Source organism: Streptomyces sp. NPDC048337, from assembly GCF_043201175.1.
Lineage (GTDB): Bacteria > Actinomycetota > Actinomycetes > Streptomycetales > Streptomycetaceae > Streptomyces.
Genome location: NZ_JBICYR010000007.1, coordinates 286,444 through 300,748, shown reverse-complemented (window position 1 = coordinate 300,748; position 14,305 = coordinate 286,444). Strand labels below are relative to the sequence as shown.

Annotated in this window: 12 protein-coding genes and 3 tRNA genes; 8 read left to right on the top strand and 7 right to left on the bottom strand. The window is 72.1% G+C overall.

What is annotated here, in order from left to right; genetic code table 11:
- Positions 1–353: 353 nt before the first annotated feature.
- Genes purL through purS form a run of 3 tightly spaced genes read right to left on the bottom strand, consistent with a single transcriptional unit; the run spans position 354 to position 3,534 of the window.
- On the bottom strand, positions 354–2,603 hold the full coding sequence (gene purL, locus ACGFYU_RS15165; RefSeq protein ID WP_393827729.1) for a phosphoribosylformylglycinamidine synthase subunit PurL: 2,250 nt from the start codon (positions 2,601–2,603) through the stop codon (positions 354–356).
- Positions 2,600–3,280: a phosphoribosylformylglycinamidine synthase subunit PurQ gene (gene purQ, locus ACGFYU_RS15160; RefSeq protein ID WP_393827728.1), complete on the bottom strand. Its 681-nt coding sequence runs from the start codon at positions 3,278–3,280 to the stop codon at positions 2,600–2,602. The genes purL and purQ overlap by 4 nt, the downstream gene beginning before the upstream one ends.
- A 2-nt stretch (positions 3,281–3,282) precedes the next feature.
- The gene (gene purS / locus ACGFYU_RS15155) at positions 3,283–3,534 is read right to left on the bottom strand and encodes a phosphoribosylformylglycinamidine synthase subunit PurS (protein ID WP_008740952.1); all 252 of its coding nucleotides are present in this window, start codon (positions 3,532–3,534) and stop codon (positions 3,283–3,285) included.
- A 322-nt stretch (positions 3,535–3,856) separates the two neighbouring features.
- Between purS and ACGFYU_RS15150 the strand changes: the two genes are divergently transcribed.
- The 8 genes from ACGFYU_RS15150 to ACGFYU_RS15115 all read left to right on the top strand — a co-directional run bounded on the left by ACGFYU_RS15150 (position 3,857) and on the right by ACGFYU_RS15115 (position 8,298).
- Positions 3,857–4,174: an Lsr2 family protein gene (locus ACGFYU_RS15150; protein WP_393827727.1), complete on the top strand. Its 318-nt coding sequence runs from the start codon at positions 3,857–3,859 to the stop codon at positions 4,172–4,174.
- 88 nt (positions 4,175–4,262) lie between these two features.
- A tRNA-Gly gene (locus ACGFYU_RS15145) sits at positions 4,263–4,334 on the top strand.
- Positions 4,335–4,393: 59 nt separating this feature from the next.
- A tRNA-Gly gene (locus ACGFYU_RS15140) sits at positions 4,394–4,469 on the top strand.
- Positions 4,470–4,598: 129 nt separating this feature from the next.
- Positions 4,599–5,579: an ABC transporter ATP-binding protein gene (locus ACGFYU_RS15135; RefSeq protein ID WP_393827726.1), complete on the top strand. Its 981-nt coding sequence runs from the start codon at positions 4,599–4,601 to the stop codon at positions 5,577–5,579.
- Entirely contained in the window at positions 5,576–6,337 is a 762-nt protein-coding gene (locus ACGFYU_RS15130) for an ABC transporter permease (protein ID WP_393827725.1), read from the top strand. The genes ACGFYU_RS15135 and ACGFYU_RS15130 overlap by 4 nt, the downstream gene beginning before the upstream one ends.
- Positions 6,338–6,356: 19 nt before the next feature.
- A complete protein-coding gene (locus ACGFYU_RS15125; protein ID WP_393827724.1) occupies positions 6,357–7,595 on the top strand; it encodes a histidine kinase in 1,239 nt (412 codons plus the stop codon).
- Positions 7,592–8,203: a response regulator gene (locus ACGFYU_RS15120; protein WP_393827723.1), complete on the top strand. Its 612-nt coding sequence runs from the start codon at positions 7,592–7,594 to the stop codon at positions 8,201–8,203. The genes ACGFYU_RS15125 and ACGFYU_RS15120 overlap by 4 nt, the downstream gene beginning before the upstream one ends.
- 22 nt (positions 8,204–8,225) lie before the next feature.
- Positions 8,226–8,298, top strand: a tRNA-Gly gene (locus ACGFYU_RS15115).
- Between the two features lie 54 nt (positions 8,299–8,352).
- On the opposite strand, the gene ACGFYU_RS15110 is transcribed toward ACGFYU_RS15115, so the two are convergent.
- The 4 genes from ACGFYU_RS15110 to purD all read right to left on the bottom strand — a co-directional run bounded on the left by ACGFYU_RS15110 (position 8,353) and on the right by purD (position 14,298).
- Positions 8,353–9,258, bottom strand: coding sequence for a phosphoribosylaminoimidazolesuccinocarboxamide synthase (locus ACGFYU_RS15110; RefSeq protein ID WP_393827722.1), 906 nt, complete (start codon positions 9,256–9,258; stop codon positions 8,353–8,355).
- A gap of 74 nt (positions 9,259–9,332) precedes the next feature.
- Positions 9,333–10,820: a N,N-dimethylformamidase beta subunit family domain-containing protein gene (locus ACGFYU_RS15105; RefSeq protein ID WP_393827721.1), complete on the bottom strand. Its 1,488-nt coding sequence runs from the start codon at positions 10,818–10,820 to the stop codon at positions 9,333–9,335.
- A 190-nt stretch (positions 10,821–11,010) separates the two neighbouring features.
- Positions 11,011–12,756 carry a hypothetical protein gene (locus ACGFYU_RS15100; protein ID WP_393827720.1) on the bottom strand — a complete coding sequence of 582 codons (1,746 nt, stop codon included), beginning with the start codon at positions 12,754–12,756 and terminating at the stop codon, positions 11,011–11,013.
- 288 nt (positions 12,757–13,044) lie between these two features.
- Complete coding sequence (gene purD, locus ACGFYU_RS15095; protein WP_393827719.1) at positions 13,045–14,298, bottom strand: phosphoribosylamine--glycine ligase; 1,254 nt, start codon at positions 14,296–14,298, stop codon at positions 13,045–13,047.
- Between the last annotated feature and the right edge of the window lie 7 nt (positions 14,299–14,305).

Here is a 14,305-nt window from a genome sequence, read left to right as displayed (position 1 = left end):
CGAAGGACCGCTGCCGGATCCACCAGGCCGGCACAGCCTTCCTCGATGGCCGCCCGGCTGTCCCGGCGGTCCTGCCACCTCTCGTACGAACCGTGGAGCGACCAGACGCTCAGTACGATCCCGCATACGGCGAGTGTGCACAGAAGCGAATTGCCCCGGTTACGCCGCGGTCCCCGGTCCGGGAGGATCCGCTCATGCGGCCCCGGAAACGGCGCCGAAGGGCGCGGCAAAGGATCGAACACGGCGACCTACCCCCCTTGCAGATGCGATGAAGGCACCGTAGCAACCACCGCCGACAGCGCAGAGGCCCCGCCCACACCGTGGACGGGGCCTCGTACAGCCGAAGGCGGGGATCAGGCCAGCAGGGCCGGGATCGTCGCCTCGTGGGCTTCGCGGAGCTCCGCCAGGGGGAGGGTGAACTCGCCCTGGACCTCGATCTCCTCGCCGTCCACCACGCCGATGCGCGCGACCGGCAGACCCCGCGCACCGCACATGTCGGTGAAGCGGAGCTCCTCGCTGCGCGGGACGGCCACGATGGCGCGGCCCGCGGACTCGGAGAACAGGAAGGTGAAGGCGTCCAGGCCCTCCGGGACCACGATCCGCGCACCGTTGCCGCCGCGCAGGCAGGACTCGGTCAGCGCCTGGATGACGCCGCCGTCGGACAGGTCGTGCGCGGCGTCGATCATGCCGTCGCGGGACGCCGAGATCAGGATCTCGGCCAGCAGCTTCTCGCGCGCCAGGTCCACCTTCGGCGGCATGCCGCCCAGGTGGTCGTGGACGACCTGGGACCAGGCCGACCCGCCGAACTCCTCGGCCGTGTCGCCCAGCAGGTACAGCAGCTGGCCGGCCTCCGCGAACGCCATCGGCGTACGGCGGTTGACGTCGTCGATGACACCGAGGACCGCCACGACCGGGGTCGGGTGGATGGCAATGTCGCCCGTCTGGTTGTAGAGGGAGACGTTGCCGCCGGTCACCGGGGTGCCCAGCTCCAGGCAGCCGTCCGCGAGACCGCGGGTGGCCTCGGCGAACTGCCACATGACGCCCGGGTCCTCCGGCGAGCCGAAGTTCAGGCAGTCGGAGATGGCGAGCGGCTTGGCGCCGGTCGCCGCGACGTTGCGGTAGGCCTCGGCCAGCGCCAGCTGCGCGCCCGTGTACGGGTCGAGCTTGGCGTAGCGGCCGTTGCCGTCGGTGGCCATGGCGACGCCGAGGTTGGACTCCTCGTCGATGCGGACCATGCCCGCGTCCTCGGGCTGCGAGAGCACCGTGTTGCCCTGCACGAAGCGGTCGTACTGGTCGGTGACCCACGACTTCGAGGCCTGGTTCGGGGAGGAGACCAGGGCCAGGACCTGCGCCCGGAGCTCCTCCGAGGTCGCGGGCCGCGGCAGCCTGTTCGCGTCGTCCGCCTGGAGCGCGTCCTGCCAGTCCGGGCGGGCGTACGGGCGGTGGTAGACCGGGCCCTCGTGGGCGACGGTGCCCGGGGGCACGTCCACGATCTGCTCGCCGTGCCAGAAGATCTCCAGGCGCTCGCCGTCGGTCACCTCACCGATGACGGTGGCGATGACGTCCCACTTCTCGCAGATCTCCATGAAGCGCTCGACGTGCTGCGGCTCGACGATCGCGCACATGCGCTCCTGCGACTCGCTCATGAGGATTTCCTCGGGCGAGAGCGTCGCGTCGCGCAGCGGGACGGTGTCCAGCTCGACGCGCATGCCGCCGGAGCCGGCGGAGGCCAGCTCGCTGGTGGCGCAGGAGAGCCCGGCGCCGCCGAGGTCCTGGATGCCCGCGACCAGCTTCTCCTTGAAGATCTCCAGGGTGCACTCGATGAGGAGCTTCTCCTGGAAGGGGTCGCCGACCTGGACGGCGGGGCGCTTGGTGGGCTTCGTGTCGTCGAAGGTCTCGGACGCGAGGACCGAGACGCCGCCGATGCCGTCGCCGCCGGTGCGGGCGCCGTAGAGGATGACCTTGTTGCCGGGGCCGGAGGCCTTGGCGAGGTGGATGTCCTCGTGCTTCATCACGCCGATGCAGCCGGCGTTGACGAGCGGGTTGCCCTGGTAGCAGGCGTCGAAGACGACCTCGCCGCCGATGTTCGGCAGGCCGAGGCAGTTGCCGTAGCCGCCGATGCCCGCGACCACGCCCGGCAGGACGCGCTTGGTGTCGGGGTGGTCGGCCGCGCCGAAGCGCAGCGGGTCGACGACCGCGACCGGGCGGGCGCCCATGGCGAGGATGTCGCGGACGATGCCGCCGACGCCGGTGGCCGCGCCCTGGTAGGGCTCGATGTACGACGGGTGGTTGTGCGACTCGACCTTGAAGGTGACCGCGTAGCCCTGGCCGACGTCGACGACGCCGGCGTTCTCGCCGATGCCGACGAGCATGGCGTCGTTCTCGGGGGCCTTCTCGCCGAACTGCTTCAGGTGGACCTTGCTGCTCTTGTACGAGCAGTGCTCGGACCACATGACCGAGTACATGGCGAGCTCGGCGCCGGTGGGCCGGCGGCCGAGGATGTCCCGGATGCGGGCGTACTCGTCCTCCTTGAGGCCGAGTTCCTTCCAGGGCTGGGCCGCGTCCGGGGTCTCCGTCGCGTTCTTGACCGTGTCGAGGCTCATGCGTTGACCAGCTTCTTCAGGACCGACGTGAAGAACGGGAGGCCGTCGGTGCGGCCCGTCCCGATCAGCGGCTCGACCGCGTGCTCGGGGTGGGGCATGAGGCCGACGACGTTGCCCGCGGCGTTGGTGATGCCGGCGATGTCGCGCAGCGAACCGTTCGGGTTCACGTCCAGGTACCGGAAGGCCACTCGGCCTTCGGCCTCCAGTTCGTCGAGCACGCGCTCGTCGGCGACGTAACGGCCGTCCATGTTCTTGAGCGGGACGGAGATCTCCTGGCCGGCGGTGTAGTCGCCGGTCCACGCGGTCTCCGCGTTCTCCACCCGCAGCTTCTGGTCGCGGCAGATGAAGTGCAGGTGGTTGTTGCGGAGCATCGCCCCCGGCAGCAGGTGGGCCTCGGTGAGGACCTGGAAGCCGTTGCAGATGCCGAGGACGGGCATGCCCGCCTTGGCCTGCTCGATGATGGTCTCCATCACCGGCGAGAAGCGGGAGATGGCTCCGGCGCGCAGGTAGTCCCCGTAGGAGAAGCCGCCCGCGAGGACGACCGCGTCGACCTGGTGCAGGTCCTTGTCGCGGTGCCAGAGCGACACCGGCTCGGCCCCCGCGAGGCGGACGGCGCGCAGCGAGTCACGGTCGTCGAGCGTTCCGGGGAACGTGACGACTCCGATGCGTGTGGTCACCGTCAGGCCTCGACCTTCACGGTGAAGTCTTCGATGACGGTGTTGGCGAGGAACGTTTCGGCCATCTTGTGGATGCGGTCGAGGGCGGCCTGGTCGACCGGTCCCTCCACTTCCAGCTCGAAACGCTTCCCCTGGCGGACGTCGGCGATGCCCTCGAAGCCCAGGCGCGGCAGTGCACGCTGCACCGCCTGGCCCTGGGGGTCGAGGATCTCCGGCTTGAGCATGACGTCGACTACGACGCGTGCCACTGGCACTCCCGATGAGGTGGTTGGTGCGAAGGCGGTTCCCTCAGCGTACCCGGCCGAAATTTCTACGCGGGTAGATATCTCTCGACCGTGATCGCCGAGCGGTTTCGGCTTCACCAACGCTTCGCAAAATCCCCCGGAAAACCACGCGCCCGGGATTGCGGCGGGACACGCGGAGACAATTAACTGGGCTTCGCAATGCAATGGGAATCAGGGTACAAAGGAATCACCCGGGATTCCCGTGGAATGATGCATTGCCCCGAAACATCCATACAGGCGACATCGCCGCACGTCAGCAGGTGGCGGCGGTCGCACGAAGGGACCGATATCCGTGGCGCAGCGCGTAGTGGTCACGCTCTCCGATGACATCGACGGCGGGGAAGCGGCGGAAACGGTCGTGTTCGCTCTGGACGGTAAGTCCTACGAGATCGACCTCAATGTGGCGAACGCAAAGAAACTGCGGAAGAGCCTGGCCCCGTTCGTGGCCGCCGGCCGCCGGCAGGCGCGCTCGGGGAAGACCTTCAAGCACACGTCCATCGCGCCCGACCCGGCGGTCGTCCGCGCCTGGGCCCGGTCCAACCAGTTCGAGGTGCCGCCCCGGGGTCGCATCCCCAAGAAGATCTACGAGGCCTACAACGCTGCCCACTGAGGGCCGATTTGCCATCCACCCCCATGGGTCGGCTAGAGTCTGGATCACGCCGAGGGGCGAGGCCGCAAGGTCAAGGCCCCGAAGTCGTGCGGGTGTAGTTCAGTAGCAGAACATCCTCCTTCCAGGGGGAAGGCGCAGTGTGCGATCCCTGTCACCCGCTCTGCATCGGTTTACCGACCACCACGGTGGATCAGGTAGAGTGATGCGCGCAGTACACCTGCGGACGTAGCTCAGTTGGTAGAGCACCACCTTGCCAAGGTGGATGTCGCGCGTTCGAGTCGCGTCGTCCGCTCCAAAGGGAGAAGGCCCCGGTCATTACGACCGGGGCCTTCTTCGTGTTTCCCCGGAAGACCCTGACAAATGTCATCGCGGATCATGACAGCGCGCACTCCTGACCCGGCCCGGGCGCCGCGAGTCTGGATTCATGACTGACACCGTGATCGACGTCCAGGGGCTGCGCCGCGGCTACGCCGGCGGTTTCGAAGCCGTGCGGGGCGTTTCCTTCTCCGTGGCGCGCGGCGAGATCTTCGCCCTGCTCGGCACCAACGGCGCGGGCAAGACCTCCACCGTCGAGCTGCTGGAGGGGCTGGCCGCGCCGAGCGGCTGGGGGTCCCCCCAGCGGAGCTGGGGGAAGGTCCGCGTCTTCGGCCTCGACCCGTACGCGCGGCGGGCCGAGGTCCGCCCGCGGACCGGGGTCATGCTCCAGGAGGGCGGTTTCCCCTCGGACCTCTCGGTGGCCGAGACCGTCCGGATGTGGGGCGGGGTCACCACCGGCGCCCGCCCGGCGGCGGAGGTGCTGGAGCTGGTGGGCCTGGCCGCGCGGTCCTCCGTACGGGTCAAGCAGCTGTCCGGCGGTGAACGGCGGCGCCTGGACCTGGCGCTGGCCCTGCTGGGGCGGCCGGAGGTGCTGTTCCTGGACGAGCCGACCACCGGCATGGATCCGGAAGGGCGCCGGGACACCTGGGCGTTGGTACGGGAGCTGCGGGAGAAGGGCACCACGGTGCTGCTGACCACGCACTACCTGGAGGAGGCCGAGGAGCTCGCCGACCGGCTGGCGATCCTCCACGAGGGGGAACTGGTCCTGTCCGGCACCCCGGCCGAGGTGACCGCCACCCGGCCGGCCCGGATCCGCTTCACGCTGCCGGCCGGGGTGCCGGCGGCCCGGCTGCCGCTGGCCCTGCACGCGGCGGCGTACGGGCGGCGGGTGGAGATCCGTACGGAGAGGCTCCAGGCGGACCTGACCGAACTGCTGCGCTGGGCCCACGACTCCGGGGTGGAGCTGGCCGGGCTCGACGCCCGGTCGGCCTCGCTGGAGGACGCCTTCCTGGAGATCGCGGGGAACCGCCGGAGCACGAACACCCGTAACGAGAACCGTAACGACGACACGATGGCGGGGACCCGATGAGCGCACTGCCCCTGAACCCCGGCCGGCTGGCCGCGCTCGGCCGCTGCGAGCTCACGCTGCTCGTGCGCAACCGGGCGGCGCTGAGCGTGGCCCTGGCCATGCCCGCGCTGACGGTGTTCGTCCTGCGCTCCACGCTGAGCGGCGACACCGCAGGCGCCGTCGCCGAGGCCACGCTGACGGGCGGCATCGGCATGGTGCTGCTCCTCGTCGTGTACATGAACCTGGTCTCCGCCTACGTGGCCCGCCGCGAGGAGCTCGTGCTCAAGCGGCTGCGCACCGGCGAGGCGAACGACCTGGAGATCCTGGCCGGGACCGCGCTGCCCGCCGCCGTCATCGCCCTCGGGCAGATCGCCCTCCTCGCGGTGGCGGGGGCCGCGGCCCTGGACGCCCCGATGCCGGCCGAGCCGGTCCTGCTGGTCGCGGCGGTCCTCGCGGCGGTGCCGTTGCTCGCCGGGATGGCGGCGCTGACCAGCGTGTTCACGCGCAATGTGGAGAGCGGGGGGCTCACCACCCTGCCGCTGCTCCTGGTCACGATGATCGGCTCGGGGCTGTTCGTCCCGCCGGACCGGCTGCCCGGCGTAGCGGCCTCGGTGTGCGAACTGCTGCCGCTCAGCGGGGTGATGGCGCTCGTGCGGGCCGGGTGGAGCGGCGGCGCGGAGGCCTACGACCTGCTGGGGGCTGCGCTCACCACGCTGGCCTGGGTCATGATCACCGTGTTTGCTGTGCAGAAGTGGTTCCGCTGGGAACCGCGCCGCTAGAGAGCCGGGGGACGGGACCGTGTCGAGACTGACCGGGTGGTGGAGCAACCGCAGCAGCGCGGCGAAGGTCGAGCTGTACACACGCTGCTCGATCCACTTCTTCGTACTGATCGAGATCGCTTCGTTCGGGTTGCCCCTGGTCGGCTCGGCGGCGATGAGGACGTCCTCGCGTCCCGTGTCCGTCGTCTTCTTCCTGGCCCTGTGCGCCCACTCCGTGCTGGTCGGATTCCTCTCCTCCAGGGCGCTGGACCGGGTGGTGGGGCGCCGGGGGCAGCCGGTGCGGCTCGCGGTGGCCACGACGGTCCTGACGGCCGTCGCCTGCGTCGCCGCCCTCATCCTGCGCAAGACCGGGCACATCGACCCGTCGGCGGCCCCGTCCCTGGTGATCGGCATCAGCTGCTTCGGCACGGGGGCGGTGGTGCTGTGCCTGAAGAGGGTCCGGCACATGTGGGGCGTCGCCCCGGCCGCGGCGCTCGGCACGACCGCCGCGACGGCCGTCCTCGGCCTGCCCCTGGGCGAGGTCGTCGGCTACACGGTCGGAGTCCTGCTGGCCGGCCTCTTCATGAGCATGGCCTACGGGTTCTCCGGCTGGCTGCTGAACACCGTCTGGGAGCTGGACCGCTCCCGCGAGGCCCAGTCGAGGCTGGCGGTCGCCGAGGAGCGGCTGCGCTTCGGGCGGGACCTGCACGACGTGATGGGCCGCAACCTGGCGGTGATCGCGCTCAAGAGCGAGCTGGCGGTACAGCTGGCGCGCCGCGAACGCCCGGAGGCGGTAGACCAGATGATCGAGGTGCAGCGGATCGCCCAGGAGTCCCAACGAGAGGTACGGGACGTCGTGCGCGGCTACCGGGAGGCGGATCTCGCGGTGGAGCTGGAGGGTGCGCGCGGGGTGCTGAGCGCGGCCGGCATGGACTGCCGGGTCGACTTCGAGGCCGGGCGGGCGCTCCCCTCCGAGGTGCAGTCGGCGCTCGGCTGGGTGGTGCGCGAGGCGACCACGAACGTCCTGCGGCACGGGGACGCGCAGAGCTGCCTGATACGGCTGACGGCGCCGGAGGCCGGTTCCGTGACGCTGGTGGTGGAGAACGACGGGGCGCCCGACTCCCCCGCCGGCCCGCCGGGATCGGGGCTCGCCGGGCTGCGGGAACGGCTCGCGGTCCTGGACGGAACCCTGCGGGCAGGGCCTGTGGGCGGCGGACGCTTCCGGCTGTGCGCCGAGATCCCGAGTGCACACGTGCAAGAACTGGAGGTGCGGGTTTGAGCCCCGTACGGGTACTGCTGGCCGATGACGAACACCTGATCCGGGGGGCGCTGGCCGCGCTGCTGGCCCTGGAGGACGATCTGGCGGTCGTCGCCCAGGCGGCCTCCGGGCCGGAGGCGCTGGCCATGGCGCGGGCCCACCGGCCGGACGTGGCGGTGCTGGACCTGCAGATGCCGGGGGCGGACGGTGTGAGTGTCGCCACATCGCTGCGGGCCGAGCTCCCGGACTGCAAGACCATGATCGTGACGAGTCACGGCCGGCCGGGCCACCTGAAGCGGGCTCTCGCGGCGGGGGTGCGGGCCTTCGCGCCGAAGACGGTCTCGGCGCAGCGGCTGGCCGAGCTGATCCGGACCGTGCACGCCGGAGGGCGCTATGTGGACCCGGAATTGGCGGCCGACGCGATCAGCGCGGGGGACTCGCCGCTGACCGCCCGGGAGGCCGAGGTGCTGGAGCTCGCGGCGGACGGGGCACCGGTCGCGGAGATCGCGGAGCGGGCCTCGCTGTCGCAGGGGACCGTACGGAACTACCTGTCCTCGGCGGCGACGAAGCTGGGGGCCGAGAACCGGCACACAGCAGTGCGTCTCGCACGGGAGCGAGGTTGGGTATAGTGGGTCCCGCGCTACGGCGCATGCGGACATAGCTCAGTTGGTAGAGCACCACCTTGCCAAGGTGGATGTCGCGAGTTCGAGTCTCGTTGTCCGCTCAGAGTGCGAAGGCCCCGATCACCGATCGGGGCCTTCGTCGTATCCCGCCCGGCTCAGCTCCAGGTCAGGCCGGTGAGGCGCTCGTAGGCCTCGACGTACTTGGCGCGGGTCTGCTCGACGACCTCCTGCGGGAGGGCCGGCGGCGGGAGTTCGCCCTTCGCGTCCCAGCCGGAGGCCGGGGAGGTCAGCCAGTTGCGGACGTACTGCTTGTCGAAGGAGGGCTGCGTACGGCCCGGCTCCCACAGGTCGGCGGGCCAGAAGCGGGAGGAGTCGGGGGTCAGCACCTCGTCGGCGGCGACCAGCGTGCCGCCCTTCGGGTCGAAGCCGAACTCGAACTTGGTGTCCGCCAGGATGATCCCGCGCTCGCGGGCGATGTCCCGGGCGCGGCCGTATACGGCCAGGGTGGTCTGGCGCAGCAGCGCGGCCGTCTCGGGGCCGGTGGTGCGCGCGACCTCCTCGTAGGAGACGTTCTCGTCGTGCTCGCCGACCGCGGCCTTGGCGGCCGGGGTGAAGATCGGGGCGGGCAGCTCGGAGCCGTCGACGAGCCCCTCGGGGAGGGCGAGTCCGCAGACGGTACGGGTCTGCTTGTACTCGGCGAGGCCGGAGCCGGTGAGGTAGCCGCGGGCCACGCACTCGACCGGGACCATGTCGAGGTTCTTGCAGATCAGGGTGCGGCCGTCCCAGTCGGCGGGGGCGCCGGCCGGCAGGTCGGTGGAGATGACGTGGTTCGGGACGAGGTCCGCGAGCTGGTCGAACCACCACAGGGACAGCTGGGTCAGGACGCGGCCCTTGTCCGGGATCTCGGTGGGGAGCACCCAGTCGTAGGCGGACATCCGGTCGCTGGCGACCATGACGAGGCGGTCGTCCTCGTCGCGGTAGAGGTCGCGGACCTTGCCGGTGTGGAGGTGGACGAGGCCGGGCACCTGGACCGGCTCGGGCTTTTCGACGAATCCGGACACGGGGACTCCCTGTGGTTCTGTACGAGCGCGGAACCATTCTCCCGTACGGGCGCACCTGCCCCGGCCAGGGGGTCTCAGTCCCTCTTGCAGATCCGGTCGAGGAGGTTGGCCGTGGCCCGCTGGACCCGCTCGTCGATGTGCCCGGGGCGGTCGAGCGCCGGGGACCAGGCGAAGGTGCCGGAGGCGAAGACCAGGGCGCCGCTGGGGGCCCGGTAGAGGGAGGTCTCCTGGTGGCGGCGGTGGTTCTCGCTGTCGAGGTACGGGGAGTGCGCGAGCAGGATCCGGTCCTGGTGCTCGGGGAGCTGGGTGCGCGGGAAGTACCGGTCGGCCTCGCCGGCGACCAGCCCGGGCAGTTCGTCGTTCTCGCCGGCGCCGGTGGAGTCCCAGAGCCAGTGCGTGGCATTGCGCACGATCAGGGGCGCGGGCTCGGGGACCCGCCCCGCGTACTGGATGCCGAGCAGCTGCTGCTCCGGGCGGTCCACCTCGCGCCAGAGGCTGGGGCGGCCGGGGCCGCGGCGTTTTCGGCAGGTGAGGAGCCGGTCGTCGACGCCGGAGGGGGAGGGGGCGAGTTCGACCTGCCAGTACATGGTGTTGGCGGAGAGGAAGACGAGCGAGGTGCCCTGGTCGCGGGCGCGCTCGACGGTTCGGCGCATGGGGGCGGACCAGTACTCGTCGTGGCCGGGGAAGACCAGGCCGCGGTAGCGGGCGGGGTCGACGCGGCCGGCGTGCAGGTCGCGGGCGTCGGCGTAGGCGAGGTCGTAGCCGTAGCGCTCGGCCCAGCGGATGAAGTCGTAGGCGTGGCCGACGTGGAGGGGCAGGCCGGCGCCGGCGTAGGGGCGGTCGAAGGAGACCGTGATGGCCGCGTCCTGCTCGCCGAGGAGCCGGCCGTCCTCGTCCCAGGCGTGGTAGAGGCTGGCGCCGGTGCGGCCGTCCTCCGGGTAGAGGTTGTAGGCCTGCCAGGTGATGTCGGGGAGCAGGAGCAGGAGGTCGGCGGGGTGGTCGTCGCGGACCGTGAAGGGGATGTGGGAGCGGTAGCCGTCGGCGGTGGTGAGGACGGCCACGTACGCGCCGACGGACCAGTACGAGGGGACCTGGAGGCGCCAGGAGAGCCACCAGTGGTGGCAGGAGACGGTGCGGTCGGCGGCGAGGGGGGCGGGCTGGACGATGCCGGAGAGGCGGGGGCTGGTGGTGATCTTGGAGGCGCCGTCGCCGCCGTAGTGGCCGATCCGGTAGACGTCGACGGAGAACTGTTGGGGCGGGTCGACAGTGATGTGGAAGTCGATGGCCTCGCCGGGGGCGACGGCTCCCGTGGAGGTGAAGCCCTTGATCTGGCGGTGCACGTCGTCGGCGGTGCGGGGGCCGCCGTTGCCGCGGGCGCGGGGGATCTGGCCGGTGCCGGCGGCCGCGGCGGCCGGGTCCACGTACCAGGGGACGACCTGGCCGGTGTCGTCGAAGTAGAGCTCGCTGCCCCGGAACCAGGGCAGGGGGCCCTGCCCGAAGGGGTCGGTGACCGCATGCGCGAGCGCACCTGACTCCCAGCGCCGGATCTGGTCCGCACCCATGGCCGCTCCCCTCCCTCGCTCCCCCGAACGGGCATTCATCGGACCCAGCACATCACATAACGCATGCAGTCCGTCACCGTTCGTCGCGAATTGACGTGACCGGAACATTGGAATCCGGTTACGTGTGCGAGTCGTAGCCCTTCGGGGCGGCCCACACGGGGCGCGCCGTGGCTCGCGATGGCTCGCACGCTCAGACCAGGCGGACCGGCTTCTCGGGACGGACGCCGAGATCCGCGAGCCAGTCGCGCAGGGGCTGCGGGTCCCCGTCCTCGACCAGCGACAGCACGCGCGGCGCCAGGTCGGCACGGCGCTCGCCGCCGACCAGCAGCACCGGGCCGTCGAGCCAGTCCAGGCCCGGCGCGGCCCCGGCGGAGTCCACGGCCGCGCAGCACACCATCGCCGTCACGTGGTCGGCCAGCAGGTCCCGGCCGGTGCGCGGCGGCTGGAGCGGGAACAGCGGCACGGCATCCGCGCCGCGCGCCTTCCCGGCCCCGGGGCCCGGACCCGCGGCATGCTCCTCCCGCGCCAGGTCCCCGGTGAGCCGTCCGGCCAGCGCCTCCCCGGCCGCGCCCTCGCCGGCGGGGTCGGTGAGGTAGCCCAGCACCCGCTCCAGCGTGGGCCCGGCGAAGCGATCCGCCTCCGGCGGGGCGAAGGAATCGGGGTCGGGATCGGCGGGCTCCGTCGGCCCCGGCGGCAGGGCGGAGGCGGCGACCGCGGACGAACCGCCCGCTCCCGGCCGGCCGGATCCGGGCGAAGCGGCCGGCAGACCCGCCGGGACGGCCAGGGCGTCCAGCGCGGTGTGCAGTCGGGCCGCCTCCGTACGCCACTTGCGGTCCACGACCTCCTCCGGATACGCCGCCCAGTCCACGGGGGACCAGTCCGGCCCGGGCTCGGCCGGACCGCCGTGGAAGAGCCGCGCCGCCAGCAGCGAGGCCGCCTCGTCGACGACTCCGGGCTGCTCCAGCAGGTCGCAGGCGGGGCGCTCGCCGAGCCGCGAGGTGAACCCCTCGGCCAGCCGGTCCCGCCTGGACAGCTCGGTCAGCGCCGATACCACCCCGGCGTCCAGGTGCGCGGGCCAGCGGCCCATCCGCCAGGCGGGCAGCGCGACCCGGGTCAGCAGCCGGTCCCAGCCCGCGTAGGCGAGGCCGACCTGCTCCTGGGCGACGATGCGCAGCCCGTAGTCCACACCCTGTGCACGCTCCGAGGCGGCGGCGGCCACCCCGCGCTCCATCTCGGCCGCGTCCACCCGGCACAGCCGCAGCAGCAGCCGGGCGGACCCGGCGATCCAGCCGAGGCCGGGCCGGTTGCCCACGTCCACGGCGGCGTCCAGGCCCCGTACAAAGCCGCGTGCGTCGGCTATGTCCGGATGGGCGGAAGGGCCCGTACCGGCGACGACCGGGGCGAGCACGGCCCGTAGCTCCGCGACCCGCATCCACCACAGGAACGGCGAGCCGATCACCAGCACGGGAGCCGCACCGGGCTCGGACTCCGGGCCGGTCGATATGAGGCCGCGACGGTGGGCCGTGTGGGTGCGGTCCTCCAGCCAGCTGTCGCAGTCCGGGGTCAGGGCTATCGCGGAGGGGGCCGGCACGTCCATCCGGTCGGCCAGATCCCGCACCAGCCGGTAGAGATCGGGCGCGGCGGCCTCGGTCAGCGGCACCGTCGGGGTCACGGCGGGCCCGGCCCGCAGCACCACCGCGGCGAAGATCCCGCCGACGAGCAGCACCAGCACGGCGACCACGCACACGGCGAGGGTCACCACGGGCCAGGGGTCACCGGCCAGCCGGCCCGTCATACGGGCGGCCACCAGCACCACCGCGAGGGCGGCCGGCACCAGCCCGAGGGCCAGGGCCCTGCTGCGCACGCGCAGCACGGCCAGGGCGCGGGACCGCGCGGACGGCACGCCCACTTCCATGATCGAACCGGTTCCGGACACGGCCGGACCTCACCCCCTCTGCCCTGCGACGGCTTTGCTCACTCCCCCACTGTGACACCCGCCACTGACATCGCAATGCCGGTGGGCCAAGTGCCGGAATGCTTGCGCCGCACCCTAGTTGGGGCGCGCCCGGCCGTCAGGCAGACCGGGTGACGATCACCCGATGGAATGGCTTTGGGTAAAGGTGGGTGTGTTCGAACGCGGCTGTATGCAGTCGCACGCGAGCACGCCCGCGGGCCCGGTCCGCACCTCGTGCGCACCGGGCCCGCGGGATCACGGAGCCGCAGTTCAGCGGCCTTCGGCCGCCTTGGCCGCGATATCCGTACGGTGCTGCGAACCGGCCAGCCGGATGCGCGCCACCGCCTTATACGCCTTCTCCCGGGCCTGCGCCAGATCGGAACCGGTCGCCGTCACCGACAGCACGCGGCCGCCCGCGCTGACGACGGCGTCGCCCTCGCGCCGGGTCCCGGCGTGCAGCACGTACGCGTCGGGTCCGTCCTCGGCGGCCACCTCGGCCAGGCCCTCGATCGGGTCCCCGGTACGCGGGGTCTCCGGGTAGTTGTGGGAGGCGATGACCACCGTCACGGCCGCGTCCTCGCGCCAGCTGAGCGGGGGCTCGGCGTCCAGGCTGCCCCGGGCGGCGTTCAGCAGCACGCTCGCGAGCGGGGTGCGCAGGCGCGCCAGGACCACCTGGGTCTCGGGGTCGCCGAAGCGGGCGTTGAACTCGATGACCCGCACCCCGCGCGAGGTGATCGCGAGGCCCGCGTAGAGCAGGCCGGAGAAGGGCGTGCCGCGGTGGCGCAGTTCGTCGACGGTCGGCTGGAGCACGCTGGCCATGACCTCGTCGACCAGCTTCGGGTCGGCCCAGGGGAGCGGGGAGTAGGCGCCCATGCCGCCGGTGTTGGGGCCCTCGTCGCCGTCGAGCGCGCGCTTGAAGTCCTGCGCGGGCTGGAGCGGGAGGACGGTGACGCCGTCGGTGATGGCGAAGAGGGAGACCTCGGGCCCGTCGAGGTACTCCTCGATGACCACGCGGTCGCAGGCGAGGGCGTGGGCGCGGGCGGCGGCCAGGTCCTCGGTGACCACGACGCCCTTGCCGGCGGCGAGGCCGTCGTCCTTGACGACGTACGGGGCGCCGAAGGCGTCGAGCGCCTCGTCCACCTCCTCCGGGGTGGTGCACACGTAGCTGCGCGCGGTCGGGACGCCGGCCGCGGCCATCACGTCCTTGGCGAAGGCCTTGGAGCCTTCGAGCTGCGCGGCCTCGGCGGAGGGGCCGAAGACCGGGATGCCGGCCGCGCGGACGGCGTCGCCGACCCCGGCGACCAGCGGCGCCTCCGGGCCGACGACGACCAGGTCGGCGCCGAGTTCGGTGGCGAGGGCGGCTACGGCATCGCCGTCGAGGGCGTCGACCGGGCGGAGCTCGGCCACCTCGGCGATGCCGGCGTTGCCGGGAGCGCAGTACAGCGCGGAGACGTCGGGGTCGAGGGACAGAGAGCGGCACAGGGCGTGTTCGCGGGCGCCGCCGCCGATGACGAGGACCTTCACGCCGCCC